Origin of the sequence: Dendrosporobacter quercicolus (assembly GCF_900104455.1) — a bacterium.
Lineage (GTDB): Bacteria > Bacillota > Negativicutes > DSM-1736 > Dendrosporobacteraceae > Dendrosporobacter > Dendrosporobacter quercicolus.
Genome location: NZ_FNHB01000012.1, coordinates 18,491 through 42,231, shown reverse-complemented (window position 1 = coordinate 42,231; position 23,741 = coordinate 18,491). Strand labels below are relative to the sequence as shown.

Annotated in this window: 20 protein-coding genes; 16 read left to right on the top strand and 4 right to left on the bottom strand. The window is 46.3% G+C overall.

What is annotated here, in order from left to right; genetic code table 11:
- Positions 1-27 precede the first annotated feature (27 nt).
- Positions 28-612: a hypothetical protein gene (locus BLR06_RS16700; RefSeq protein ID WP_175455991.1), complete on the bottom strand. Its 585-nt coding sequence runs from the start codon at positions 610-612 to the stop codon at positions 28-30.
- Positions 613-748: 136 nt separating this feature from the next.
- On the bottom strand, positions 749-1,477 hold the full coding sequence (locus tag BLR06_RS16695; protein ID WP_173813044.1) for a helix-turn-helix transcriptional regulator: 729 nt from the start codon (positions 1,475-1,477) through the stop codon (positions 749-751).
- A 283-nt stretch (positions 1,478-1,760) separates the two neighbouring features.
- Between BLR06_RS16695 and BLR06_RS16690 the strand changes: the two genes are divergently transcribed.
- The 15 genes from BLR06_RS16690 (at position 1,761) to BLR06_RS16615 (ending at position 19,517) form a co-directional block, all read left to right on the top strand.
- Complete coding sequence (locus BLR06_RS16690; RefSeq protein WP_092074733.1) at positions 1,761-2,744, top strand: 5-oxoprolinase subunit B family protein; 984 nt, start codon at positions 1,761-1,763, stop codon at positions 2,742-2,744.
- A gap of 29 nt (positions 2,745-2,773) precedes the next feature.
- On the top strand, positions 2,774-3,757 hold the full coding sequence (locus BLR06_RS16685) for a 5-oxoprolinase subunit C family protein (protein ID WP_092074732.1): 984 nt from the start codon (positions 2,774-2,776) through the stop codon (positions 3,755-3,757).
- Between the two features lie 48 nt (positions 3,758-3,805).
- The gene (locus BLR06_RS16680; RefSeq protein ID WP_092074731.1) at positions 3,806-4,030 is read left to right on the top strand and encodes an acyl-CoA carboxylase biotin carboxyl carrier protein subunit; all 225 of its coding nucleotides are present in this window, start codon (positions 3,806-3,808) and stop codon (positions 4,028-4,030) included.
- A 23-nt stretch (positions 4,031-4,053) separates the two neighbouring features.
- Positions 4,054-5,421, top strand: coding sequence for an acetyl-CoA carboxylase biotin carboxylase subunit (locus BLR06_RS16675; RefSeq protein WP_092074730.1), 1,368 nt, complete (start codon positions 4,054-4,056; stop codon positions 5,419-5,421).
- Positions 5,422-5,453: 32 nt separating this feature from the next.
- Positions 5,454-6,203 (top strand): 5-oxoprolinase subunit PxpA, encoded by a 750-nt coding sequence (locus tag BLR06_RS16670; RefSeq protein WP_092074729.1) that lies wholly within the window; start codon positions 5,454-5,456, stop codon positions 6,201-6,203.
- Between the two features lie 46 nt (positions 6,204-6,249).
- Positions 6,250-6,768, top strand: a complete 519-nt coding sequence (locus tag BLR06_RS16665; protein WP_092074728.1) for a DUF1097 domain-containing protein — start codon at positions 6,250-6,252, stop codon at positions 6,766-6,768.
- A gap of 522 nt (positions 6,769-7,290) precedes the next feature.
- The gene (locus BLR06_RS16655) at positions 7,291-8,769 is read left to right on the top strand and encodes an Lsa family ABC-F type ribosomal protection protein (protein ID WP_092074726.1); all 1,479 of its coding nucleotides are present in this window, start codon (positions 7,291-7,293) and stop codon (positions 8,767-8,769) included.
- Between the two features lie 402 nt (positions 8,770-9,171).
- Entirely contained in the window at positions 9,172-9,492 is a 321-nt protein-coding gene (locus tag BLR06_RS16650; protein ID WP_245698204.1) for a PTS sugar transporter subunit IIB, read from the top strand.
- Between the two features lie 124 nt (positions 9,493-9,616).
- Positions 9,617-10,891 carry a PTS transporter subunit IIC gene (locus BLR06_RS16645; protein WP_092074724.1) on the top strand — a complete coding sequence of 425 codons (1,275 nt, stop codon included), beginning with the start codon at positions 9,617-9,619 and terminating at the stop codon, positions 10,889-10,891.
- A 43-nt stretch (positions 10,892-10,934) separates the two neighbouring features.
- A complete protein-coding gene (locus BLR06_RS16640) occupies positions 10,935-11,408 on the top strand; it encodes a PTS sugar transporter subunit IIA (protein WP_092074723.1) in 474 nt (157 codons plus the stop codon).
- Positions 11,409-11,445: 37 nt separating this feature from the next.
- Complete coding sequence (locus BLR06_RS16635; RefSeq protein WP_092074722.1) at positions 11,446-12,543, top strand: NAD(P)-dependent oxidoreductase; 1,098 nt, start codon at positions 11,446-11,448, stop codon at positions 12,541-12,543.
- A 38-nt stretch (positions 12,544-12,581) separates the two neighbouring features.
- Positions 12,582-13,415, top strand: coding sequence for a class II fructose-bisphosphate aldolase (locus BLR06_RS16630; protein WP_092074721.1), 834 nt, complete (start codon positions 12,582-12,584; stop codon positions 13,413-13,415).
- A gap of 129 nt (positions 13,416-13,544) precedes the next feature.
- Positions 13,545-16,433, top strand: coding sequence for a sigma 54-interacting transcriptional regulator (locus tag BLR06_RS16625; protein ID WP_092074720.1), 2,889 nt, complete (start codon positions 13,545-13,547; stop codon positions 16,431-16,433).
- A 240-nt stretch (positions 16,434-16,673) separates the two neighbouring features.
- Complete coding sequence (locus tag BLR06_RS16620) at positions 16,674-18,176, top strand: nitrogenase component 1 (protein ID WP_092074719.1); 1,503 nt, start codon at positions 16,674-16,676, stop codon at positions 18,174-18,176.
- Positions 18,177-18,179: 3 nt separating this feature from the next.
- A complete protein-coding gene (locus BLR06_RS16615) occupies positions 18,180-19,517 on the top strand; it encodes a nitrogenase component 1 (RefSeq protein WP_092074718.1) in 1,338 nt (445 codons plus the stop codon).
- A gap of 228 nt (positions 19,518-19,745) precedes the next feature.
- On the opposite strand, the gene BLR06_RS16610 is transcribed toward BLR06_RS16615, so the two are convergent.
- Both BLR06_RS16610 and BLR06_RS16605 read right to left on the bottom strand, forming a co-directional pair.
- Positions 19,746-21,203 carry a DHA2 family efflux MFS transporter permease subunit gene (locus tag BLR06_RS16610; RefSeq protein WP_092074717.1) on the bottom strand — a complete coding sequence of 486 codons (1,458 nt, stop codon included), beginning with the start codon at positions 21,201-21,203 and terminating at the stop codon, positions 19,746-19,748.
- Positions 21,193-21,648 carry a MarR family winged helix-turn-helix transcriptional regulator gene (locus BLR06_RS16605; protein WP_092074716.1) on the bottom strand — a complete coding sequence of 152 codons (456 nt, stop codon included), beginning with the start codon at positions 21,646-21,648 and terminating at the stop codon, positions 21,193-21,195. Before BLR06_RS16605 ends, BLR06_RS16610 begins: the two co-directional genes overlap by 11 nt.
- A gap of 323 nt (positions 21,649-21,971) precedes the next feature.
- Here BLR06_RS16605 and BLR06_RS16600 point away from each other — a divergent pair, with 323 nt between their 5' ends.
- Complete coding sequence (locus tag BLR06_RS16600; RefSeq protein ID WP_092074715.1) at positions 21,972-23,714, top strand: ABC transporter ATP-binding protein; 1,743 nt, start codon at positions 21,972-21,974, stop codon at positions 23,712-23,714.
- The last annotated feature ends 27 nt before the right edge of the window (positions 23,715-23,741 follow it).

Here is a 23,741-nt window from a genome sequence, read left to right as displayed (position 1 = left end):
GTATGATGCTCGGGTTATGATCCACTGTTATTTTCGGGAACAATCAAAATCCATTCTAACGAGCTCTTTGCCGTTAGGAAGGTCATAGTTCTTTTGCTTGATAGAAGTAAATCCATGAGCGTTGAATATACTTTTCAAGCGGTCTTCGTTAATATTATTATGTATGGGTTGCAATGGATCGAAGTGACTGGCAAAATTTGAGGCACTAACAAATGAATTCCGGTTATTTTTTTGAATTACACAGGAGACGACGCCGATTTTGGCCTTATTCCTGTTGAGCATATCCAGAAATGGAACTTCGCCTAAATATTCTATGATTAGATTACAAATCAGTAAGGTTGTCGCCGGCAATGTGAATTCCCCGGACAGCAAATCGCAGTGGATAAGCTCCAGGCGGCCTTCAAGATGCGAATACCTTTTTCGGCAAGTATTAAGATAATTTGCATTTATATCCATAGCAAAAATCCTGTTTGTGTCCGTGATGTTAATATTCTCTAAGCCGTTTCCGCCGGCTATACCACAGATGCCGACATAGGTGCAATCGTTATCCGCCAACTGTTCTTTGGTAATTTGATTTAGTTCCTGGAGCTGGTATACTTCATGGTCAGCCATATGCTGTTCATAGATCTCCAAATCAATCTTGTTCCAAGGGTTAAACACTTATGCCGCCTCCTGTTTGACAGAGCTGTCTAATAATAAATTTTATAATTTTAACCGATCCGGAGAGTTTTCTGTTTGATTGCCTGTTTTAGTCATGGACCATTTTCAGCAACTGAACCCGGTTTTTTATTCCCAGTTTTTTATAAATGTTCATGATATGCTTTTTTAATGTATTGGGCGATATGCTGAGAGCGCCGCACATTTCTTCGGTGGTAAGCCCTTTCGCCATGAGACCCAGCACCCGTTCTTCCCGGGCAGTCAGCTGATACTTGACACTGCAGTCGAATACGGATAAGGTATTCTGCCTTTTATCGAGCGAATGATAAGCATGATAAAGACGCAGCGCCAGATGATCCTTAAGCTGATTTAAGATAAAGGTATCGCGATAGGAGAAATTGGTTGAGGCTTCGTTTCGATATAAAGATAAGATTCCCAGAAAAGTATTATCATAGGCGATATTGATATGGATGATATGATGAATTGCATTGGGCTTGCAAATTTGTTCATAGTAGGTCGACTTGAGCCATACCTTTTTATCGCAAATATCTGAATCCAGATAGACAATATTATTCGCGCTGAGCTTTATACCCCGGGAGTAATCATATTTATGGTAGTATTTTAAATATTGCTGTACATATTCAGCGGGGAAATTCAGCGTGACAGGAGAGCAAAGCGATAAGTCCTGGCCATTAGACGCCAGATAGGATGTTGCCCGGTCGAAAGGAATGACCCATTGCAATTGCTTTAGGAGAATTGAGCGCATTTTATCAATGCTGCTAACGCCGTGAATTTTATAGATGATATCTGTGATTACCATCCAAACATTATTGCCAAGGGAGTCCAAAGCACCCACCACCATACTATGCTGAATTGTTATCCTGCGTTATATTATATCATTTTCTCAGCTTTCCTACTACTTTTTTACCATAAATCGCCGAAACTGAAAAATAAATGGTAAGGAGGAGTAATTGAATTAGAAATGATTTTCTTTTATACTTAGGATAAAATTAACTATATGGAAGAAAAAAAGCAAGGGCGCTTAGATATCCATTTTTATGGACTGGCGTTCTTGCTTTTTTATTTCAAAGGAGGCATTTTTCGTGAATAAATATGAAGTTATTCTTGACACAATGCCGGCGACGAAGGACAGAACCGAAATCTTATTTCGTCAGGCCGGCGACGGCTTCCTCCAGGTAGAGTACGGCTATGAGCAAAGAGTGGAATTACTTGATTCTTTCCGGATTCTGGCAGTGGACAATAAGGTAAAACAACAAAACATTAAAGGATTAATAGAAACCGTACCAAGCTTGCGGGCCAATCTATTCCATTTTGACCCTTTGCTGATTTCATTAAAAGAGTTAATCGAGGAAATAAAAACAGCGGAACGATCGATTCTGGGCGTTGCGGATATGGTCATAGATTCCAGGATTATTACCTTGCCAATTGCCTTTGAGGATAGTCAGACCAAAAAAGCGGTTGAACTTTATTTAAAGCAGATAAGGCCTGAAGCGCCTAACTGCGAGGGCGGCTATAACCTGGAATATATGGCAAAATGCAATGGCTGCTCTGTAGAGGACATCAAGCATATGCTTCTTGAAACGTACTGGTATAACAGTGGCTGCGGCTTTTGGCCCGGCGGCGGATTTTTTTGGCCGATGGATCCACGCTGCAAGATGATTGTTCCCAAATACAATCCGCCGCGTATCTGGACCCCGGAAGGGGCCGTAGGGATTGGCGGCGCCTGCCTGTTTACCTATACTACGGCAACGGGCGGCGGATATCAGCTGTTTGGCCGCACGATACCGACCTTTCAGCAGTCGATGCGGCATCCTCAGTTTAAAGATAAGCCGTTTTTGTATCACCCTTCCGGCGACCGGTTGAAGTTTGTCGAGGTTTCGGAGCAGGAAATTGATTCAATCTATGCGCATGTACATGATAAAACAGACTATCAGTATGAAATCGAAGAAAGCCAAATCGTAGTCAAAGAATATCTTGAGTTTCTGGCTCAACCGGAAGTGAAGCAAGGGGCGGAAGCTTTTGACAAACGGCAGGAGCAGGGCGCAAAAACAGCGCCCAGACTCTAATAGAACTAAGCGTGGGAGGTTTGAAGAATATGCTGAAAATAATAAAAGCTGGTATTGAAGTTTTGGTGGAAGACTGGCCGGGCCGTGTAGGGTACATGGGATTGGGGATGGCTGCAGCCGGAGCGATGGATCATCTGGCCTTGCAGCTTGGCAATCTGATTGTAAAAAATCCGCCAGGTGAAGCAGGCCTCGAAATTGCCGGCGGCTACTGCCGGATTGAATTTAGCCAGGACGCGATCATCGCTGTTTGCGGAGCGGATATGTCCGCCAAATTAAATGAAACTCCGCTGCCCTTATGGGAGGCTGTTCCGATAAAAGCGGGCGATCAGCTGAGTTTTGATCATTTTGGCAACTGCGGATTCCGTTCCTATGTGTGTATTGCCGGCGGTATTGATGTGCCGGTGTATTTAGGCAGTAAATCCACCTGCTTATTTGGATCTTACGGCGGCTTCAAGGGCAGAAAACTCCAGGACGGCGATGAAATTCCGATCGGCAATTCCGGGATCAAAGATTTGGCGGGCCGCAGAATCAATCCAAAGTATATTCCGGAATATACAAATGAATGGGAATTGCGAGCCATTCCCGGACCGAATTCAGCCCCGGATTATGTGACCGAAGCCGGGATGGATTATTTGTTTTCCAGTTTAATGAAAATTTCTCATAATGCCAATCGGGCGGCGTACCGCTTAGCGGAAGTTCCGGATTATTTCTGGGCCAGGCCGAACGGCGGCAAAGGCGGCAGTCATCCTTCGAATATAGTCGATCATGGCTATAATATGAGGGGGGCAGTGAATGTTACCGGCAATACGCCTTCTTTGTTGATTGCCGATGGACCGACTCTTGGCGGTTTTGTCTGTGTAGCCAATGTAATTCAGGCTGATCTGTGGAAAATCGGGCAGGGGATACCATCACGGGATAAAGTGAAATTTAAGCTGACTACGGTTGATGAGGCGGTTGCCGCCCGGCGTGAAGCTAAAGCCCTGCTCGCAGCGGAAGATTTGATTTTACACTAAACAGCTATTTTGAATTTTTGCAAGAAAAAGCGCAGAGGAGGAATAAAAATGGAATATACATTGAAAGCGCCTATGCCGGGGCTGGTGGCAAGAGTTGTGGTAAATGAAGGTGATATTGTAACGCAGGGACAGGAATTGGCGGTTATAAACTGCATGAAAATAGAAATCAGCTGCTCCACTGAAAAGGCGGGGAAAGTAAAACAGATTTTGGTTGGTGAGTGGGATGAGATGGACGTTGACACGCCAATGATTGTTTTAGAAATTTCTAATTAAGTTAAGTTGAGGTTATAGTAGCGATGATAAAAAAAATATTGATAGCAAATCGTGGGGAAATTGTAAGCAGGATTATCAAAACCTGCAAAATCATGGGCATAGAAACTGTTGTTGTTTATTCAGATGCCGATCAAGAGGCGTCTTATATCAAAGCTGCGACCGAAAGCTATTATATTGGTTCTCCAAGCCCGGTTAAAAGTTATTTAAATATCCCAATCTTGTTGGAGGTATTGAAAAAATCACAGGCGGATGCAGTGCATCCGGGCTACGGATTTTTATCGGAAAAGGCGGAGTTCGCCAAGGCGGTGCATAAGGCCGGTGCGGTATGGATTGGCCCCGATCCGGCGGTACTGGAAAGCATCGAGTCAAAGTGCTATTGCCGCCAGCTGGCAAGTGAGCTGGGACTGCCGGTAACGCCGGGAACGGTAACGCCCATAGAGTCAGTGGATGAAATCTATGATATTGCCCAGTTACATGGTGGTCCTTTGATGTTAAAACTGGATAAAGGCGGCGGGGGGAAAGGCATTCAGCGAATTGATACGCTGGGCGCTCCGGACGAAATGCAGCGATTGCTTGACGGTTTGCGCCGGGTCGGCACGATGGCTTTTGCCTCCGGGGATGTATATATAGAAAAAATCATTGGCAAAGCCAGGCATATCGAAGTACAGTTCCTGGCGGATGCGGAGCAGTCGGTCCTATGCCTGGGCGAAAGAGACTGTTCTATCCAGCGTCGCTACCAGAAAATTATTGAAGAGTCGCCTTCGCCGGCGGTCAGTGAAGCGCAGCGGCAAGCTTTGTTTTCTTATACCAAACAGCTTATCCGTAAAATGAATTATACAGGCGCTGGGACTATCGAATATTTATGCGATTGCTCGGGCTCGTTTTATTTTATGGAAATCAATGCCCGCTTGCAGGTTGAGCATCCGGTTACAGAATTTGTTACCGGAATTGATATTGTTGAACAGCAGATTCGCGTTGCCGCGGGTGAAAGGCTGGCTTTGCGGCAGAAAGACGTCAAATGTACCGGACATGCCATTGAGTGTAGAATTTATGCGGAAGACCCAGTCACCTTTATGCCGTCGCCGGGGCTGATACGAAAACTGTCTTTACCGGATACGGTAAAGAATAAACAGCTGCGCATTGACACGGCAGTAAGCGAGAACAGCAAAATTCCGCCGTATTACGACCCTTTGTTTGCCAAAGTGATTGGGTGGGGAAAAACCCGCGCGGCTGCGATCGAGCAGCTTAAAACCGGACTGCGAACCATTGTTGTGGAAGGCATAAAAACGACAATACCGGCGGATCTGGCTATTCTGGAACACCCGGATTTTGTCAGTGGCGATTTCTATACGGATTTTTTGCAGACGCACCACCATTCCAAAATCAGTTGATTTTAGCAGGAAGAACAGCGGAGGGGACAGCGATGGAAATTGATATTAATGTGGATATGGGAGAAAGCTTTGGCAGATATGTGCTGGGCAATGATGAGGCGCTGATGCCCTGGGTTAGTTCGGCCAATATAGCGACAGGCTTTCATGCAGGCGATCCGCTGGTTATGGAACAGTCGATTGTCTGGGCCAAGAAGTATCAGGTTGCCGTAGGCGCGCATGTGGGGCTTAATGACCGGCAAGGATTCGGCCGGCGGCAAATCGATATTTCTCCCGCCGAATTAAGAAGTGATGTTTTATATCAGCTGGGAGCCATTCAGGCTTTTCTGAAGTTGCATGACATGAAGCTGCAGCATATTAAGCCGCATGGAATTTTATACCGTATGGTTGGTGAACAGGAACGGTATATCGATACGTTTTTAGATACGATTGAGGACTACGACAAAGATTTATCTATTATGCTGCATACCGGCTGTGAAGCATTAAAACGGGCCGAAAAGCGCGGGCTTAAGACCGCCCCGGAAATTTTAATCGATCTTGGCTATGATACGGATGGAAATTGGATTCTGGAGCGGGTCAAACAAGCCAGATCACCCCGGGAAGTTGCTGAACGCGCCTTACGGGCGGTAGCTGAACACAAAATCGATACCGTTGATGGAAACTGGATTCATGTTGAAGGTGTGACTGTCTGCATTCACGGGGATGCTCCCAATGCCGTTGCGACAGCCGCCGCTGTTCATCAGAAGCTAACAGAAGCCGGTGTGCAGGTTAAGGCGCTGCGATGATCCGGTTATATCGAATCGAAAATTTTTTCAAGGTGAGGTGAAAATAATGCCGGGTAAAATCAACGCATTGGATGTTTGGGTTGCGGTGCTTGCCGCAATGTCGTGTCTGGGTGTGCTCATCGGCCTGCCTGTATGGGCTTTGTTCATTGGCTGGGCCTGGTATTTTACCTTAGGTGCGACGGCGCAGGTGTTTAAAAAAGCTGTATTGCCAATGCTGGCCGGAGCTGTTTTGGCGGTTGCCGCTATTGGAATAATTGATGGACTTGACAGGTTTTTTTCGCCGCTTGCAGCAATGATTACAGCTGTTTTCCTGACAGTGTTTATACTGATGCTGACCTTAAAAATAGCGGCGTTAAATTGCTCGCTGGTATCATTTAACGCCTATTCCTGCATATTTGCCGGCTATTATGCGCAATCCTTCCCTGTGCAGGCCGATTATATCAGCAATTTATGTTACGCGGTTTTATGGATTACAGGCGCTAATTTTTTGGGACTTGTTTTTGGCTGGCTGAGTATTTGCCTGTCGGAGCTGGGAAAAAGAGTAACGCGATCCATGCCTGGATAAGCGTACGCACAGCATCCGGCGCCGCCGATTTCCAGTGATATGAAGTTTGGCCCTGCGGCCCTGGTACTGCGTCAGCCATGAATTCTGCAGCTGCTTGCAGTTCAGGGTTGGTTGGCGCCAGCTTGTGTTTATTGAATTTTGAAAAACAGTATGATATAGTAATGATAACTAATGAAATGAGGAGTTGAAGAAGATGTAATTTTCTTGCCAGTGCTTTGTAGCTCTTAAAATTCCAGGAGGAATTGCCTGAGGCTTTTTGCTCAGCAAGGCCAGCGCCGCACCTGCCGAACAGCGGAAGGCGCCGGAGAAAAACGGGAGTTTAGGAATTACAGTGGGCTCGTATCGGCATAATGACGGGAGCGGGAGTTTGCTGCTGTTTTGTGCCTGGCAGGAAAGTTATATATTCTTTCACTCAGGAATATGTCCTCGTCAGGTCCGGTTGATGGGCTTGGCTTTGCTGTATTGATGAGCTGCAGGAATTTACTTTCTTGCAGTTTTATTGTTATACAGGAGGCGATAAGGATGTCTGTAATAAGCGTTAGCAATCTGACTTTTGCCTATGACGGCAGTTATGACAACATTTTTGAAAATGTGAGTTTTCAAATAGCTACCGATTGGAAGTTGGGCTTTACCGGCAGAAACGGCAGAGGCAAAACGACATTTCTCAATTTGCTGCTGGGCAGGTATGAATACCGCGGCGTTATTTCGGCCAATGTAAATTTTGTCTATTTCCCGTTCGAGGTTGCCAACAAGGATAGCAACACCCTTGATGTTATTGCCGGCATTTATCCGGACTATCTTCATTGGGAGGTTGTGCGTGAGCTGACCTTGCTGCAGGTTGCCGAAGACGTTTTATACCGCCCGTTTGAGCTGCTTTCCCAGGGTGAGCAGACAAAGGTGCTGCTGGCGGTTTTATTTGTTCAAGAAAATAGTTTTCTGTTGATTGATGAGCCGACGAATCATCTTGATCTGGCAGCAAGAAGAGTTGTCAGTGATTATCTCAGCTCTAAGCGCGGCTTTATTTTGGTATCTCACGACAGGGAATTTCTTGATCACTGTGTTGATCATATCCTGTCCATAAACAAAACAAATATTGAAATTCAAAAAGGGAATTTTTCTTCCTGGTGGAAAAATAAAGAACTGCAGGACAACTTTGAGCTGACGGAAAACGAAAAACTGCGCCGCGATATTACCCGGCTGTCAACTGCCGCCAGGCGCACCGCTCAGTGGTCGGATCAAACGGAGCAAACAAAACTGGGTACGAAAAATTCAGGTGTCAAGCCTGATAAGGGCTATATCGGCCACAAGGCGGCCAGGATGATGAAACGTTCTAAGACAATCGAAGCAAGACAACAGTCAGTAGTTGAGCAGAAGTCTAAGCTGCTCAAAAATATAGAAAGCGCCGAGCGATTGAAAATTTCACCGCTGAACTTTCATGCTGGCCGTCTTGCGGAGCTTGATCATGTATCAATATTTTATGGCGGCAAGCCAGCTTGTGAGAACGTAAGCTTTACCATTGCACAGGGCGACAGAATCGCGCTGTGCGGAAAGAACGGCTCAGGCAAGTCCAGCCTTATTAAGCTGATTTGCGGTGAGCCCATCACTTATACCGGAACTTTCCGCACAGCAAGTCAGCTCAAACTATCCTATGTTTCGCAGGATACCTCACGCCTCAGCGGCAGCTTAACCAATTACGCCGCCAATCATCGTATCGACGAAAGTCTGTTTAAGGCGATTTTAAGAAAGCTTGATTTTTCCAGAGTGCAATTTGAAAAGGACCTGGCCGATTTTAGCGGTGGTCAGAAGAAAAAAGTGCTGATTGCCAAAAGTCTTTGTGAGAAAGCCCACTTATATATCTGGGATGAACCGCTTAATTTTATTGATGTGGTTTCCCGCATGCAAATCGAAGAACTGCTGCTGGAGTATTCACCCACAATTCTCTTTGTGGAGCATGACAGTGCATTTTGCAAAAATATTGCTACAGAGCTGGTTCAGCTTTAATTTCAGGCAGATACAGGAAGGGGAGGCTGTCAAAGATAAGGTCAGATCAGGCCGGGTATACCTGTATGGCAAACCGGAGCGGAAAGTAAATTTCCTCATATGCCCTATATTATTTTTCCGGGCAATACCGGCGAACAGAATACGCTGAAACAAGTGGTGGAAATATTACTGCAAAAATAACATAAGCGCCGGTTCGGGAGCGGCGTCGGTCATTTTGGGAAGCTCACAGCTTTAAGCGTCTGAATAGTCTGAAATGTAAAAACGGCAGGCCTGTTTTTGTAATTACAAAAAGCAGGCCTGTTTTTTTTGCCTGAATGAATACTGATAAATGGCGGAACGAGCCGCTTTTTTTGTAACTGGCATGAAATTTGCAAGTTTAAATGAGCGAGAAGGTTAATGAATATGAAAGAGGTGTCAGCGATGGAAAAAGAAGTCACAGTTCTTTGTTGTTGTGGCGCAGGTATTTGTACATCAAATTATTTGAGGGAAGAAATTGAAGAACGGATTAAACAAGAAGGCTTAAAGAACGTCAAAGTAGTTCTTTGCCGCGTGAATGATGTGGAGGAAGCCATAGTTCATGCCGATCTGCTGGTTACCACAGTGGAAATGAAAGCTGAATATCCGGTTCCAATGATCAGAGCTCTTGGCATCATGCTGGATGATGCCGCGGCGAAAAAAGCACTGGATCAGATTATCGCGGAAATCCGCAAAATACAGCAGTGATCTTGACCGTGCCCGCCATTAGGCGACAAGCCCGGCGGGCGGTGCTGGGCAGCTGTTTTCTGCAGGGCTGGCTCGCAGGAGATCATCAGGATGCAGCAAAAAAAGTTAAGCGAGGAGAAGGCGTATGGAATTTATTGCTTGGGTTACCAGTGTCCTGTCAGCTTTTTTTAAATTCAATTCAACCGTTACGATCGTCGGGATTATTTTAATCGTGTCCTTCCTGGTAAAAGTAAACGTTCAAAAAGCTATTCTTGGCGCACTGAAGGTATCCATCGGCCTTACCGGTTTGTTTCTGGTGACAAACCTGATTCAGGAAGCGATGGTTAAGCCAATCACGAATATCGTGTCTATTTATGGATTTGACAAGAATATTATTGACATCGGCTGGGGGTCGGTAGGGTATGCCTTTGGTAATACGTACGGTTATTTCGGCGTCTTGGTTTTTTTAATACTGAATATCATTTTGGTTTCCGTGCGGTTTACGCAAACCATCTATGTGGATGTTTTCAACACCTGGCGGGCGATGCTGCTGGCCGGAATGATCGGTGTTTCCACGGGCAATTTCTGGCTGGCGACACTGGCGGTGGTGGTTTTTTTAATTGTTGATGTGAAAGCGGCGGATATTGCCGCGCCGTATATTGAAAAAATTAATAACTTTCCGCCGGGCGGTTCCTGGCCGCATGGCACGCATTTTTCCTTTCAGGCTTGCCTGGCAATCCCGATTGTAGCGGTTTTGCGTAAACTCCCTGTAATTAAAGATGTGAAGCTTAACGCCGAAACCATTCAGGAAAAAGCGGGCATTTTCGGTGAGACTACCGTGATGGGAGCGACCCTGGGCATTTTGATCGGGTTGTTTAGCCAAATTGGACTTATGCCGTCCTTGCTGTTAGGCGTGCAAATGGCGGCGGCGTTCCTGCTGCTGCCGCGCATGGCCGGGATTTTAGTCGAAGGCTGGTTTCCCATTATTAAAGCGGCGCGAAGCATTCTGGTGGGCAAGCTGCAACGGGATGATGTCCGTATTGCTCTGGATAGTTCCACGGTTATCGGCCATTCGGCGGTAATACCAACCACCTTGCTGATGTATCCGATCGCATTGCTGATATCGTTGGCATTGCCTGGCAACCAAATGATCGCTTCGGTGAGCTTAATCATCGTTTTATGGGAAAGCGCCGCCGTGAATGCAGTGACTGAGGGGAATATTTTTCATAACCTTATTACCCTGTCCATAATCGTCTGCCTGTTCTGCTGGGGAGCGACTTTTATGGCCGGCCCTATGACGCAGTTGGCCGGCACGATGGGCTATGACGTTACGAAAGGCTTAATCTCCAACTGGGATGCCGCCGGTACGCCGGGACTGGTTTTGGTATACAAGATTTTTTCCTGGATTTTTGCTTTTTAATATTTTCGCTTACGCTTGTAAATCAACGTGAAGGAGGAGCAGAATGAGTCAAACAACCGGCAGCGTCTATTACGACACCATCATTTTAGAAAATATGACGACCAGGGAAGAGGTAATCGGCTGCTTGGCCAATTATCTGTTGCAGAAAGGCTATGTGAATGAGCAGTATCAGGCCGAGACTTTAGCGCGGGAGGAGGTATATCCCACCGGGCTGCCCACCAAACCAATCGGGATTGCTGTCCCCCATTCGAAGGCGGAAAATGTCATTAAGCCGGCCATCCTCCTGGGCATATCCAAGGAGCCGGTTGCGTTTGCCGAAATGGGCAATGCCAATGCAACGGTCCAGGCGGGACTGGTGTTCTTACTGGCCCTGCAGGGAGAAAACAGGCATTTGAATTATTTGAAGAATATCGTCGATTTTTGCAAGCAGGAAAGTAGTCTAGTCAGGCTGTATCAGGCCAGTTCGCAGCAGGAAGCCAATAAGATATTCCAGACAGAGATTTTGGGACAAGGCTAAACCGGTATAATAATACGTTTCAGCGGAGGGAGAAAAAATGGACAAAAATCAGAAGTTGAATGTGCTGGTGGTTGGCGATGAGTGGGTTAACACCAAAGATTTAGTAGCTGCAACAAAGAAAATGTTAACCGGCTATCATTATGAGATTGATTCCTTTGACGTCATCATGGATAAGCCCATGAGCCGTGACCGGAGCGATGATATTGGCGATGACAGCGTTACGGAATACTGCGGCCATCCCCGGGAGCTGATCGAGCGAATTGCCGACGTTCATGTGCTAATTGTGCATACTGCGCCGGTTACCAGGCAGGTCATTGCCGCAGGCAAGAATTTGGCTGCAATTGGCTGCTGCCGCTCTGACGCCGTGAATATTAATATCAATGCGGCCACCGAAAGAGGTATTTATTTTTTTAATGCGCCGGGGCGTTCGGTTGAGCCGGTATCCGATCTTACCATTACGTTTGCCCTGATGCTGGGCCGAAATATTATCAGAGCAGATCAGTATGTGAAAGCCGGCAGATGGGCTGCCGACATCAACAGGGAAGTTCCCAACTGGGATGAATTTGTAACCTTTAGGGGAATAACCTTCAAAAATAAGAAATTCGGTCTTGTCGGTCTTGGTAAAATTGGCAAGCGAGTGGCGGAAAAAGCGGCCGCTCTGGGCATGCAGGTCTTGGTTTACGATCCTTTTGCCGCTGACGCCTTATTTGAAGGCTATACGCGAACGGCATCGCTGCCGGAGCTTTTTTCCGCCAGTGACATCATTTCCATTCATGTTCCGCCGTTAGCAGCGAATAAAGGCTTAATCAGCACAGAATTGCTGGCGATGATGAAGCCAACCGCTTATTTTATTAATGTGGCCCGCGGCGAAATCATTGACGAAGATGCGCTGATTGACGCGCTGCAGAACAAAAAAATTGCCGGTGCGGCATTAGATGTTTATTACACCGAGCCGCTGCCGCAGCAAAGTCCCTTATTAAAACTGGACAATGTCATCCTAACGCCGCATTTGGCAGGTCAGCGCAAGGATCTTTCCGAAGGATCGGCTGAATTATTGCAGGAAATGATGCAGCCGTTTTTCCAGTCAGGCAAGCTGGATACTTGTTTTAACGCCCGGGCGATACAGCAGAAGTAGCCGGTAGCTAGTACAATTTAGATAGGGATGATATTATTATGCTTGTAAATATGAGAACGATGTTGGTTGATGCAAAACAAAAGAAATACGGGGTTCCGGCCGCTAATGTCTGGAATGAAGACAGTATCCAGACGGCAATCTCAACTGCCGAGAAATATCAATCGCCGCTTATCCTGGCTTTTTACCCGGCGATGGTTGATATTTTGGCAGTCGGCAAGCTGGCTGTGGAAAGGGCGGGGCGGGCTGCGGTGCCGGTTGCCGTTCACCTGGATCATGGACAGGAATTTGCCGATGCGGTAAAAGCCGTACGGGCGGGATTTACCTCCATTATGGTGGATCGTTCAACCTGCCCGTTTGCCCAAAATGTGGCCGAGGTAAAAGAAATTGTTAGCTTTGCCCATGCAATTGATATTACGGTGGAAGCCGAATTAGGGCATGTCGGTAAAGGCGCTGAGTATGAGCAAACGAAACATGAAGGCCTTACCGATCCCCGGGAGGCCCTGCGGTTTGTACAGGAAACCAAGGTTGACTGCCTGGCGGTGGCCGTAGGAACTTCGCATGGCCTGTATGCCGGCAAGCCGGAGCTGCAATTTGAACGTTTGCGGGCAATTGAGCAGGCAGTGCCTGTCCCGCTCGTCCTTCATGGCTGCTCCGGAACTGGCGATGATAATTTAAAGCAGGCGATCGGGCTTGGGATAACGAAATTAAACCTGTATACCGATTTGGATCAGGCGGGGTATGCTGCTTTAACACAGTTCCTTGTTCCGGGGAAAAGCTCGAATATGATGGAAATTGAGTCGGTGATGCTGAGCGGGTATGGGGAAAAGCTAGGGCATTATATGCAGCTGTTTGGCTCAGTAAAGCGAGCTTAATGACCGGTTTGTTCAATTAATTTTATGTTAAAGGGGGAGTATGCACATTGTTTACTACAAGGCGGCATATTCCCTTTTTTTGGTGTAAATGATAGTTAGGGATAGCATTGAGAGAAGGGAGGAACCAGCATGTCCCGCAATAAAAAAGAATTGATTCAGCAATTGATTATGGCCGAAAGCATTTATACTCCTTTGACTGATGAGGAAATTGCCCGCAAATTAGCTGTTTTGCGGGAAACAGTTACGGGAATCAGAAAGGAACTGCAGCTGCCAAGCTCGCGTGAACGGCGGAAAAAAAATATTCAAAAGGCAATAGAGAAAATAAGAGCAAAGCAGCCGGACGCAACCATCAGCCAGTTGGTTAACCTGCTGGCTGAGCAAGGGTTTGCAGTATCGCGCAATTATATTGCCGATTTGGGAAAAAGTATCCAGCCGAAACAGGATGAGAATTTGCCGGACCGGGAACGGCCGGCGGCAAATCCCCCGGCGACGGATTTTGCTAAATTAGTAGGGTATGACTGCAGTCTGGTGAAAAACATCCAGCAGGGCAAAGCCGCCATGCTGTACCCGCCATCGGGCTTGCCTACGCTGATTGTGGGCGACAGCGGCACCGGAAAATCAATGTTTGCCGAGTGTATGTATAAATATGCGCTAAACAAAAAAGTGCTGGCCGCCGGCGCTCCGTTTATATCGCTGAACTGCGCCGATTATGGCGATAATCCTCAGCTGTTGTTGTCCATCCTGTACGGGCATAAGAAAGGCTCCTTTACCGGCGCCGACCAGGATGCCGAAGGATTGGTGGAACGGGCCCATAACGGTGTTTTATTTTTGGATGAAATACACCGGCTGCCGCCCAAGGGGCAGGAAATGCTGTTTACTCTGCTGGATAAAGGCAAATTCCGGCGTTTGGGCGAAGTAAGCAGCGAAAAAGAATGCCAGGTGTATTTCATTGGCGCCACAACGGAAAACATTGAGTCTTCGCTGCTGTTGACCTTCAGGAGAAGAATTCCGATGATTATCGAGCTGCCAACGCTGGCCGAAAGATCCATGCGGGAAAAAGCACAGCTTATTTATGATTTTTTTCAGGAAGAGGCCAATCGTACAAGATGCAAAATTGCGGTGAAAAGCAAAATTTTATCGGCCTTTGCCTTAAAAGAGTATCCCGGCAATATCGGACAGCTAAAAAGTGAAATTCAGGTTACCTGCGCCAATGCTTATGTCGAGAAAATGAATAGCGGCAAAAATGAAATTAATATTGATTTTAATGAACTGTTATATAATACCTTGTTTCTCGACAGACAAGCCGCCGGCGGACAGCGCAACAGTGCAATGGTATTCCAGGACGCTTTATTTATTCCGCATATATCGACAGCGAGAATAAAGCACGACTATCCAATCTTTGAAGATATTTACAAAAAGGTCGAAAAAAAATATCATGAATTAAAAAAAATGGATATTCCCCAGGTAGAAATAGAGAAAATTATCTGGACCTTTGTGTTAAATAATTTTAATTTATTAGGCTCCGGATCGAATTACGGCAGCCAGCTGACCGCGGTTGATGATTTGAAGTATCTTGTCGGTGAAACGGTCAGCCGTATCATTAAGGATTTTTCCCTGGCCGTGCGCACCTTGCATCCCGGCCTGCGAATGAATGAGAAGGTTTTAATTTATCTGGCCATCCACCTGGCCGAGGCGATCAAAAGGATTCGCTATCATCAGGACATTATCAACCCAAATTTTATGCATATCAAAAAGAATTTCAGCAAAGAATACCAGCTGGCCCTGCAACTGGCCCGGGAAGTTGAAGCCGCGGAGCAGGTACAGATCTCGGAAGGTGAAATTGGCTTTATTGCCATGTATATTAAAGAACTGCTGCAGGTTGCCAATAAAAAGAACAAATTGGCGATCATTACCGTATGTCATGGCAGGATTGCCTCGGAAATGATTGCAATTGTCAATCAGCTTATGGGGGTGGACTTTCCCATTGCCATTGATATGCCATTTCATACCAATCCCGCCAAGGTTTTTGAGCAGGCGGTAGAAATTGCCAAAACGCTTGAGGCCGACAGCGGCATCCTGTTTTTTGTCGATATGGGGTCTTTGGTCAATATTGGCGACGTGGTGCAAAAGCGAACCGGTATCAAGGCGAGGACAATTGACCGGGTGGATGTGGTTTCGGTCATGGAAGCCGTAAGAAAGGTCTATATTTCAGATCAGGAAGCGGAAGAAACCCTAGATGACATTTATTATGAAATCATAAATTCCCGATACTCGTATCCGGTCATCCCAATCGACGAATCCAACAAGCCGCCGGTGATTGTTTGCATGTGTCTTACCGGCCGGGGCGTGGCGCTGGAGATTAATGAGCTGCTTTCCGGCTGTTATCCTGACTTAAAAACAATTGTATTAAGCGTTGTAGAGGAAGATCTCAAACAAAAACTAGCTAATTTGAAACAGCAATTCAACATATTGGCGATTATTGGCACGATGAATCCCCGGATACAGGGAATTAATTTTATTCCCTTTGACGCTGATTTTAGTAAAAATAAACAAGTGCTGCTGGATTATTTGATTAAGCGGCAGCAATGCAATAGTTTAAGAAAAATTCTCCGGGAGGATTTCATTTTTTTGCAGGCGGAATATAGCGATAAGCAGGAGATTCTGGAATTTTCAGCAAGTCTGTTGTTCAACCACGGCTATGTAAAAAATGAGTTTCTTCATTCTCTGTTTGCGCGGGAAGAAATGAGCAGTACTTGTTTCAAACATGGAATTGCCCTTCCTCACGGCCTGCCTGTAGCTGTCAATCAGTCGTCGATTGTTTTTATCCGCTTACAGCATTGTATTGAATGGGATAATTTAAACAACAAAGTACAACTCATCTGTCTGCCTGCTGTAAAAAATGATGATATTTCCATCATCAATGATTTGTTTTATAGTCTAAAAGATCGTGACAGGGTAGATAAACTCTTAACGGCTGCAGAGCCGCAGGATTTTATCGACCAGTTATGCGCGCGATGATGAAACCGGTAGTGAAAATCAAGTGCTCCACGTCCTTTTATATATAGTGTGCTGAAAAATATCTTGACAACTTACGAATAGTTATAATAAGATAAACTAAATTAAGTTAATTGAGTAAATTATTGGAATAAGATTGGCCGGTGGAAAGCTGGAGGTCGTTTCTCTGTTACAGAGTAAACCGGCCTCTTTTTATTTTTCAGTGAATAAGAAATACAAATTCAGGAACAGGAGGTTTGTACAATGATTAACCTAAAGGACAATACCTGCCCGACCAGGGAACAGCGGGGCAATGGGATCAATGCATTTTTTGGCAAAGCATCCGATCTTATTCAGAAGGTCCGGGAGGGGACCGTTTTGAATCAGGAACGTGCTTTCCAACAATCATCGGGGTGCCTGTTAAACTTTTATTTGACGCAGCGGGTTATGACGATTCGCGATTCAGTAATGATTGTCCATGCCCCGGTAGGCTGCTCGGTGGTTGGTCTGGGCTACCGTGAAGTATTTCGAAAAATCCCGGTCTCCTTAGGCCGGCCGGCAAACTTTGATTTCCACTGGCTGACCACCAGCCTGACGGAAAAAGATGTAATTTACGGTGCGGCTGACAAATTAAAGTATACCATTAAAGAAGCGCAGAGCCGGTATAATCCTAAGGCTATATTTGTTCTGGCCTCCTGTACTTCAGGAATTATTGGCGAAGATATTGCGGGAATTGTCGAAGAAACTCAAGCCGAAGTGGAGGCCAGAATTATTGCCATTCATTGTGAAGGTATTCGTTCGAAGCTCATTCAAACCGGTTATGATGCCTTCTGGCATGGCATACTGAAATATTTGGTTAAAAAACCAACAAAAAAACAGCCCGATTTGGTGAATGTGGCCAGCATGTTGTCTTATACCTGGCAAGACCGGCTGGAAATTACCCGCCTGCTTAATAAAATGGGCTTGCGGCCCAATTTCATACCGGAGTTTGCAACCGTTGAGCAATTCGAAATCATGTCAGAGGCAGCTGTAACCGCCCCTATTTGCTCCAGCTTTACCGATTATCTTTCCCGTGGACTGGAACAGGAATATGGCGTACCTTACTTTTTATATCCGTCGCCAATCGGGATCGAACATACCGATGAATGGCTAAGAGAAATTGCTAAATATACCGGTAAGGAAAAAGAAGCCGAAAAAGTGATTAAGGAAGAGCATGACGAATGCTTGCCCAAACTGGAGCTGATCCGGCAGGAATTTGCCAGAATTGGCGGTGGCCGGGATATCAATGTGCTTGGTTCTTTGGGCCAGGGGCGTTTATTGTCCCAGGTTCCGCTGTTTAATGAATTAGGGGTAAAAACACCGGCGGCCATTTGTCTGGATTTTGATAATCTGGTAGCAGATGAAACCGAACGGTTAATCGGCGAAGTCGGTGACTTTGATGTTTTGATCAATACCTTCCAGGCGGCGGAAGTAGCCCATCATACCAGAAGATATGATCCTGATATTAATTTGACCTGCCCCTTCCAGGGCAGCGCTTATAAGCGGGATAAAAGCTCAACCCGTATTCATTCGGCGCGGGGCGATGCCCGGCCGTGGAGTGCGCAGGCCGGCTATCGGGGAACAATTGCCGCCGGGAATTTTTTGCTGCAGTCTACCAAAAACCGTTCTTTCCAAAAGCTTATGCTGGAAAAGACGCCTGAGGTCTATCGGGAATGGTGGTATGAGCAGCCCGATCCGCTGTATTTTGCCAGTAAGGAGGCCAGGTAGCCAATGACAGCAGTAACGGAAACGCCGCAGCCATTTTTTCCTGAGGTAGCCGAGGCGCCGAGATATACCTGCGCTATGGGCGGCGCTTATTCCGCCGCTCTGGCGACTTTTGGCTCAATCCCTATTCTGCATGCCGGCGGCGGCTGCGGGTTTGCCCAAAACTTTGGCCAAAGTTTTGCCTCCGGCCTGAACAGTCCCGGACCGGTCGGCGGCGCCAGTACACCCTGCTCTACACTGGTGGAAGAACATGTTATTTTTGGCGGCGAAGATAAGCTGCGCAAACTCATCGAAAGTACCATTCAACTGATGCCCGGCGAATTATATACTGTAATCTCGGCCTGTGTGCCAAGTCTGATTGGCGATGATGTCGATTCGGTGGTAGCGGAATTCCGGAACCGTGTCCCCATTATCCATGTCAAAACAGCGGGTTTTACCGGCAATTCCTATAAAGGCTATGAGCTTTATTTTGATGCAGTGATTGATCAGTTATTAACAGACCAACCGGTGAAAAAGAGAACGGTAAATATTCTTGGCGTTGTACCGACCCAAAACCTGTTCTGGAAAGGAGATTTGCGTAATATTAGAGATTTGCTGGCGAAAATTGGTGTGGAAGCAAACTTTATCTTTGGTGACTTAGCCGGACTGCAAGCATTACAGCAGATCCCGGCGGCTGAACTCAATCTGGTTTTTTCATTGTGGGGGATTGGTACTGCCCGTAAACTGGAAGAACGCTTTGGAACTCCCTATCAGGTTTTTCCCTCACTGCCGGTAGGACCGCAGGACACCAGTAAGTTTTTGCAGGTACTGGGATTTAAATTAAAATTACCGGCTGATGTAATTTCCCGGGTAATTGGCGCAGAGGAAACCGATGCCTACCGGTTTACCGAATTTATCGGCAATATCCTGTTTGTCGCTATACCGCATGCTTATTATGCCGTAGTTGCCGACAGCAGCACCGCTATCGCCCTTACCAAGTATTCTACCAATGAACTTGGGTTCAATCCGGAAATTGTAATTGTCACCGATGATCCGCCGGAAGAATATCGCGACCAAATCATTCAGGATCTTACCGGTAATCTGGAAAGCGCTTTGACGCCCAAGGTTGTTTTTGAAATTGATGCCCATAAAATCCGTTTACTGCTGCGCAATTATTCAGTACAAATCATTTTTGCCAGTTCTCTGGAACGCTATATTGCGGAAAGCGAGCTTGGCGGCGCTTTATTCCTGAGCGTAGCCTTTCCTGCGTATGACCGGCTGATTATTGACCGCAGTTATGTTGGTTACAGGGGCGGACTGAATCTGATGGAGGATTTAATGGTAAAATACGGCGGGCCGCTATAATAAGGAAAAGATAGAAAATGAACGCCTCAGCAAAATAATAAATAAATTTGCCGAGGCCGCTGAGTGCGCTATTGTTGTTCTGGACTACAGCATACATAACGAAGCCCTGCAGTAAACTCTTGATAAAGAGTGGCTGCAGGGCTTTGTTATGACCGTGATTATTTCTCCGGTTAAACACAATTCATGGAATATCTTCACTTTTTTTGTCTCCATAGTATCATCTGGACATCAATCATCCGGAAATTGGTGCGCAGCAGGTTTTCTGCGCGTAAATAACGCCAATAGCAGGCCGATAACAGCTAAGAACAGAAAAAACATGAAATTCCGCTGGGTGCCGAAGGCAATCGACTGGGCGATTACCTCGGTCGTTGCGCTGGGAAAGGCTTGGGCGTACTTCACACTGGTCATTGTTAAAATACTTGAGGCCAGCGCTGTGCCCACGGCGCCGGCCACTTGCTGCAATGTCCCCATAATGGCGGCTCCATCGGCATTGTACTGCCGGGGCAACTGGTTGAGGCTATTGGTTTGCGCCGGCATGGCCAGCATGGAAGCGCCGAACATAAATACGGTATAAATGATGGTTACTTCCACCAAGCCAATCGGCACGAAAGAAAAAATAAGCAGGGTAAGATTAAGCAGCAAAAATCCGGTGGAAAGTAACAGCCGGGGGCCGTGCCTGTCATAAAACTTACCGGTAAGCGGCGACATAATTCCGTTAATAACAGCGCCCGGCAGCATTGCCAGAGCTGCGGCGATGCTGGAATAGCCTAATGATTTTTGGATATACAGCGGCAGTACAAAGCCTGCCGCCAAGACCGTCATCATACTGATCATTACAATAAAAGCGCCCATGGTAAACAGGGAATTGGCGAACACCCGCACCTGAATCAAGGGCTTGTCCAGCTTCAGCTGCCGATAGGCGAATGCAGCCAGGCTAAGTCCTCCGGTGGCAATATAACTTAATACGGCAGAATCGCTCCAGCCTGACTCGGCGGATATACTTACGCCATAAACAATACCGATAAAGCCAACTGTGGACAAAAGAACAGACCAGTAATCAACCGCCATTGGTTTATTGGAATGAATATCGGGAATATATTTGCTGCCAAATAGAAAAGAGACTGCAAGTATTGGGAGCATACTGATGAAAATCCAGTGCCAGTTTAGCCATTCAATCATCAATCCGCCAAAAGTAGGGCCCAAGGCCGGGGCAAAACTAGTGACAAGCCCAACAATACCCATGAGCTTTCCCCGCCGGCTAACTGGTATTTTTTCTAAAATAATGTTCATCATCAACGGAAGCGAAATACTGGTTCCTATCGCCTGGACAATTCTTCCTAAGAATAGCATTGGGAAATTCCCGGTAAATGCACAGAGCAGTGTTCCGAGGGTGAAAATGATAACAGCCGTCTGGAACAATGCTTTTGTACGAAAATGCCTGACAAACAGTGGGGAAAGCGGCAGTAAAATGGATAAAGTCAGCAGATATCCTGTGGTAAGCCATTGTATTATCACTGCCGGTACGTCAAATTCACTCATCAATAAAGCATAGGCAATATTTAATGCTGTTTCTGAGAGAATGCCGATAAAAGTGACAATTGCAATTGATACAACGGCGATTACCGTATTCCGTTCGGAATCGTTCGTTTGTGTTGACCGTTTGGCAGCCTTTGGTTTAGAATTCATTATTTTTGGATACCTCTTTCATCGACTGATAAATGAATTCCACCGTCTCGATCATGGAAAGATATTTTTCCCGGTCAAGCTTAGAAAAAGACTTTGCTAACTTTGCATGATAATTCAGAACATAGGTTTGCACGCATTGCCTGCCAAATGGAGAGAGTTCTACCAGTACAATTCTTTTGTCAGCAGCAGCTGTTGTTTTTTTTACCGTTCCTAAATCAACCAATTCGTTGATTAGCTTGGTAATGCTGGGTTTGGTAATATGCATTGCAGTACTAATATCAGTAATGCGAACATAGCCGTTTTGCCGGTGTTGTTTATGAATGACATCAAGTACCCGAATATGACTGGGCTTCATGCCAGCAGGCAGTTCGGGCATACATTCCGTTGCTTTTTTTGCCAGCCACAAGGCTTCTAAGATAGGAATAACCAAATCGCTCTCAGCCATGAAATCATCTTCTTTCTGCAAGAAATAGTTACCTTTAGTAATTATTATATCTAACTAAATGAATTTTAGCAAGTAAAGAGATACATGGCGCCTTTAGAGCTTCTTGTTTTGTATTGGGAGGGGGTGGATAACTGGTTTAGGCAGAAACCTGAATTTTGCTGGCTTTTATTTATGTTTGCCGGCAAATCGGGTGATTCAAGGACAAGACCAATGCAAAAGTCCTGCGGTAACAGAATTTTTGCATTGAATGGATTTCATGTGGTAAGATATGACTATTGAAGAATTGGATTCAACTTTATCGTACTAGGTTCACGGAGGTGTTTATGTCTATTTGGGCAAAGTTTATTCAATATTATAAACCTTACCGGTGGCTGTTTTTTACCGATTTGCTGTGTGCAGCGGTGGTTTCATTGGTTGATATTTCCTTTCCGCAAATTCTTTATTATCTTACTCATCATGTGTTTACCCGAAGTGCGGCTGAATTTATTCCGGTACTGGGACTTGTCGCCGCCGGCATGGGGATGATGTACGGTATTCGCTATGCCTGCCAGTATTATATCACCACCTGGGGACATATTATGGGTGCGCGGATGGAAAGCGACATGCGGCAGGATTTGTTTGACCACTATCAGCGGCTGTCCTTTTCTTACTATGACCGCAACAATACGGGTGAAATGATGTCAAAGCTGGTTTCCGATTTATTTGACATTTCGGAACTGGCCCATCACGGGCCGGAGAACGTTTTTATTTGTACGCTGAAAATTATCGGCTCTTTTACCCTGTTATTATTTCTCAATGTGAAAATGACCTTGATCCTTTTTGGGGTCACGCTGCTGATGGTTTTTTTCAGTATTCATAAAAACAGGAAAATGAAAGCTATTTTCATGGATAACCGCAAAAAGATTGCCGGGGTAAACGCCCGGGTGCAGGATAGCCTTTCCGGTATCCGCGTGGTCAAATCGTTTGCCAACGAGGAACTGGAACGGGAGAAGTTTTGCGTCAGCAATTTGCAGTTTTTACATTCGAAGGTTGACAGCTACCGGGTCATGGGGAGTTTTCACGCCGGAAACGGCCTTTTCCAGGGAATCTTATATATGGCGGTGCTGGTCAGCGGCGGTTACTTCATAGCCGAAGGCTCGCTGGTGGTTTCCGATCTTGCCGTGTATGCGTTGTATATCGGGATTTTTATGAATCCCATTGATGTACTGATCAATTTTACCGAGCAGTTTCAGAAAGGCTACTCCGGCTTTAGACGTTTTCAGGAGGTCGTAAGTACGTCGCCGGAAATTTTGGAAAAACCGGATGCCGTCCCCCTGACCAATGTCAGGGGAGATATTGTTTACCGTGATGTGTCCTTTCGCTACAATCAAAATGAAGAAGTGCTGACCGGAGTAAACATTACGATTACCGCCGGGAAAACAGTGGCGCTGGTTGGCCCCTCCGGCGGCGGCAAGACCACCCTTTGCACCCTGTTGCCCCGGTTTTATGATGTGTGCGAGGGCGCTGTGCTGATTGACGGCAAGGATGTGCGGGAGGTTACGCTGAAGTCTCTGCGCAGTGCGATCGGTATCGTACAGCAGGATGTGTATATGTTTGCCGGCACGGTACGGGATAATATTGCCTACGGCAAGCCGGAGGCGACAGATGAAGAAATTATTGCGGCGGCAAAGAATGCCAACATTCACGATTTTATCGTCAGTCTTGCCAACGGGTATGACAGTTATGTGGGAGAACGCGGTACGCGTCTTTCCGGGGGGCAAAAACAGCGGATTGCCATTGCCCGCGTTTTTTTGAAAAACCCGCCCATTCTGATTTTGGATGAAGCCACCTCGGCTTTGGACAACGAAAGCGAACGGTTTATTCAGGCTTCGCTGGAACGGCTTTCCCAAAACCGGACCACGATTGTCGTGGCCCACCGGCTCAGTACCATCCGCAATGCGGACGAGATCATCGTCATTAACAGCAACGGCATTCAGGAGCGGGGCAATCATGGGAAACTGCTGGCGCAAAACGGTCTGTACGCGAAGTATTATCAGCTGCAGTTTGAGGGCTTGGATGAGTTGTAAAACCAAGCCGGGCCAAAGGATAAAAAA

Excerpts from the sequence above, each read along its gene's own strand:
- BLR06_RS16700 (WP_175455991.1), bottom strand. The coding sequence starts at position 612 with ATGGCTGACCATGAAGTATACCAGCTCCAGGAACTAAATCAAATTACC.
- BLR06_RS16695 (WP_173813044.1), bottom strand. The coding sequence starts at position 1,477 with ATGGTAATCACAGATATCATCTATAAAATTCACGGCGTTAGCAGCATT.
- BLR06_RS16685 (WP_092074732.1), top strand. The coding sequence starts at position 2,774 with ATGCTGAAAATAATAAAAGCTGGTATTGAAGTTTTGGTGGAAGACTGG.
- BLR06_RS16680 (WP_092074731.1), top strand. The coding sequence starts at position 3,806 with ATGGAATATACATTGAAAGCGCCTATGCCGGGGCTGGTGGCAAGAGTT.
- BLR06_RS16675 (WP_092074730.1), top strand. The coding sequence starts at position 4,054 with ATGATAAAAAAAATATTGATAGCAAATCGTGGGGAAATTGTAAGCAGG.
- BLR06_RS16670 (WP_092074729.1), top strand. The coding sequence starts at position 5,454 with ATGGAAATTGATATTAATGTGGATATGGGAGAAAGCTTTGGCAGATAT.
- BLR06_RS16665 (WP_092074728.1), top strand. The coding sequence starts at position 6,250 with ATGCCGGGTAAAATCAACGCATTGGATGTTTGGGTTGCGGTGCTTGCC.
- BLR06_RS16655 (WP_092074726.1), top strand. The coding sequence starts at position 7,291 with ATGTCTGTAATAAGCGTTAGCAATCTGACTTTTGCCTATGACGGCAGT.
- BLR06_RS16650 (WP_245698204.1), top strand. The coding sequence starts at position 9,172 with ATGAAAGAGGTGTCAGCGATGGAAAAAGAAGTCACAGTTCTTTGTTGT.
- BLR06_RS16645 (WP_092074724.1), top strand. The coding sequence starts at position 9,617 with ATGGAATTTATTGCTTGGGTTACCAGTGTCCTGTCAGCTTTTTTTAAA.
- BLR06_RS16640 (WP_092074723.1), top strand. The coding sequence starts at position 10,935 with ATGAGTCAAACAACCGGCAGCGTCTATTACGACACCATCATTTTAGAA.
- BLR06_RS16635 (WP_092074722.1), top strand. The coding sequence starts at position 11,446 with ATGGACAAAAATCAGAAGTTGAATGTGCTGGTGGTTGGCGATGAGTGG.
- BLR06_RS16630 (WP_092074721.1), top strand. The coding sequence starts at position 12,582 with ATGCTTGTAAATATGAGAACGATGTTGGTTGATGCAAAACAAAAGAAA.
- BLR06_RS16625 (WP_092074720.1), top strand. The coding sequence starts at position 13,545 with ATGTCCCGCAATAAAAAAGAATTGATTCAGCAATTGATTATGGCCGAA.
- BLR06_RS16620 (WP_092074719.1), top strand. The coding sequence starts at position 16,674 with ATGATTAACCTAAAGGACAATACCTGCCCGACCAGGGAACAGCGGGGC.
- BLR06_RS16615 (WP_092074718.1), top strand. The coding sequence starts at position 18,180 with ATGACAGCAGTAACGGAAACGCCGCAGCCATTTTTTCCTGAGGTAGCC.
- BLR06_RS16610 (WP_092074717.1), bottom strand. The coding sequence starts at position 21,203 with ATGAATTCTAAACCAAAGGCTGCCAAACGGTCAACACAAACGAACGAT.
- BLR06_RS16605 (WP_092074716.1), bottom strand. The coding sequence starts at position 21,648 with ATGGCTGAGAGCGATTTGGTTATTCCTATCTTAGAAGCCTTGTGGCTG.
- BLR06_RS16600 (WP_092074715.1), top strand. The coding sequence starts at position 21,972 with ATGTCTATTTGGGCAAAGTTTATTCAATATTATAAACCTTACCGGTGG.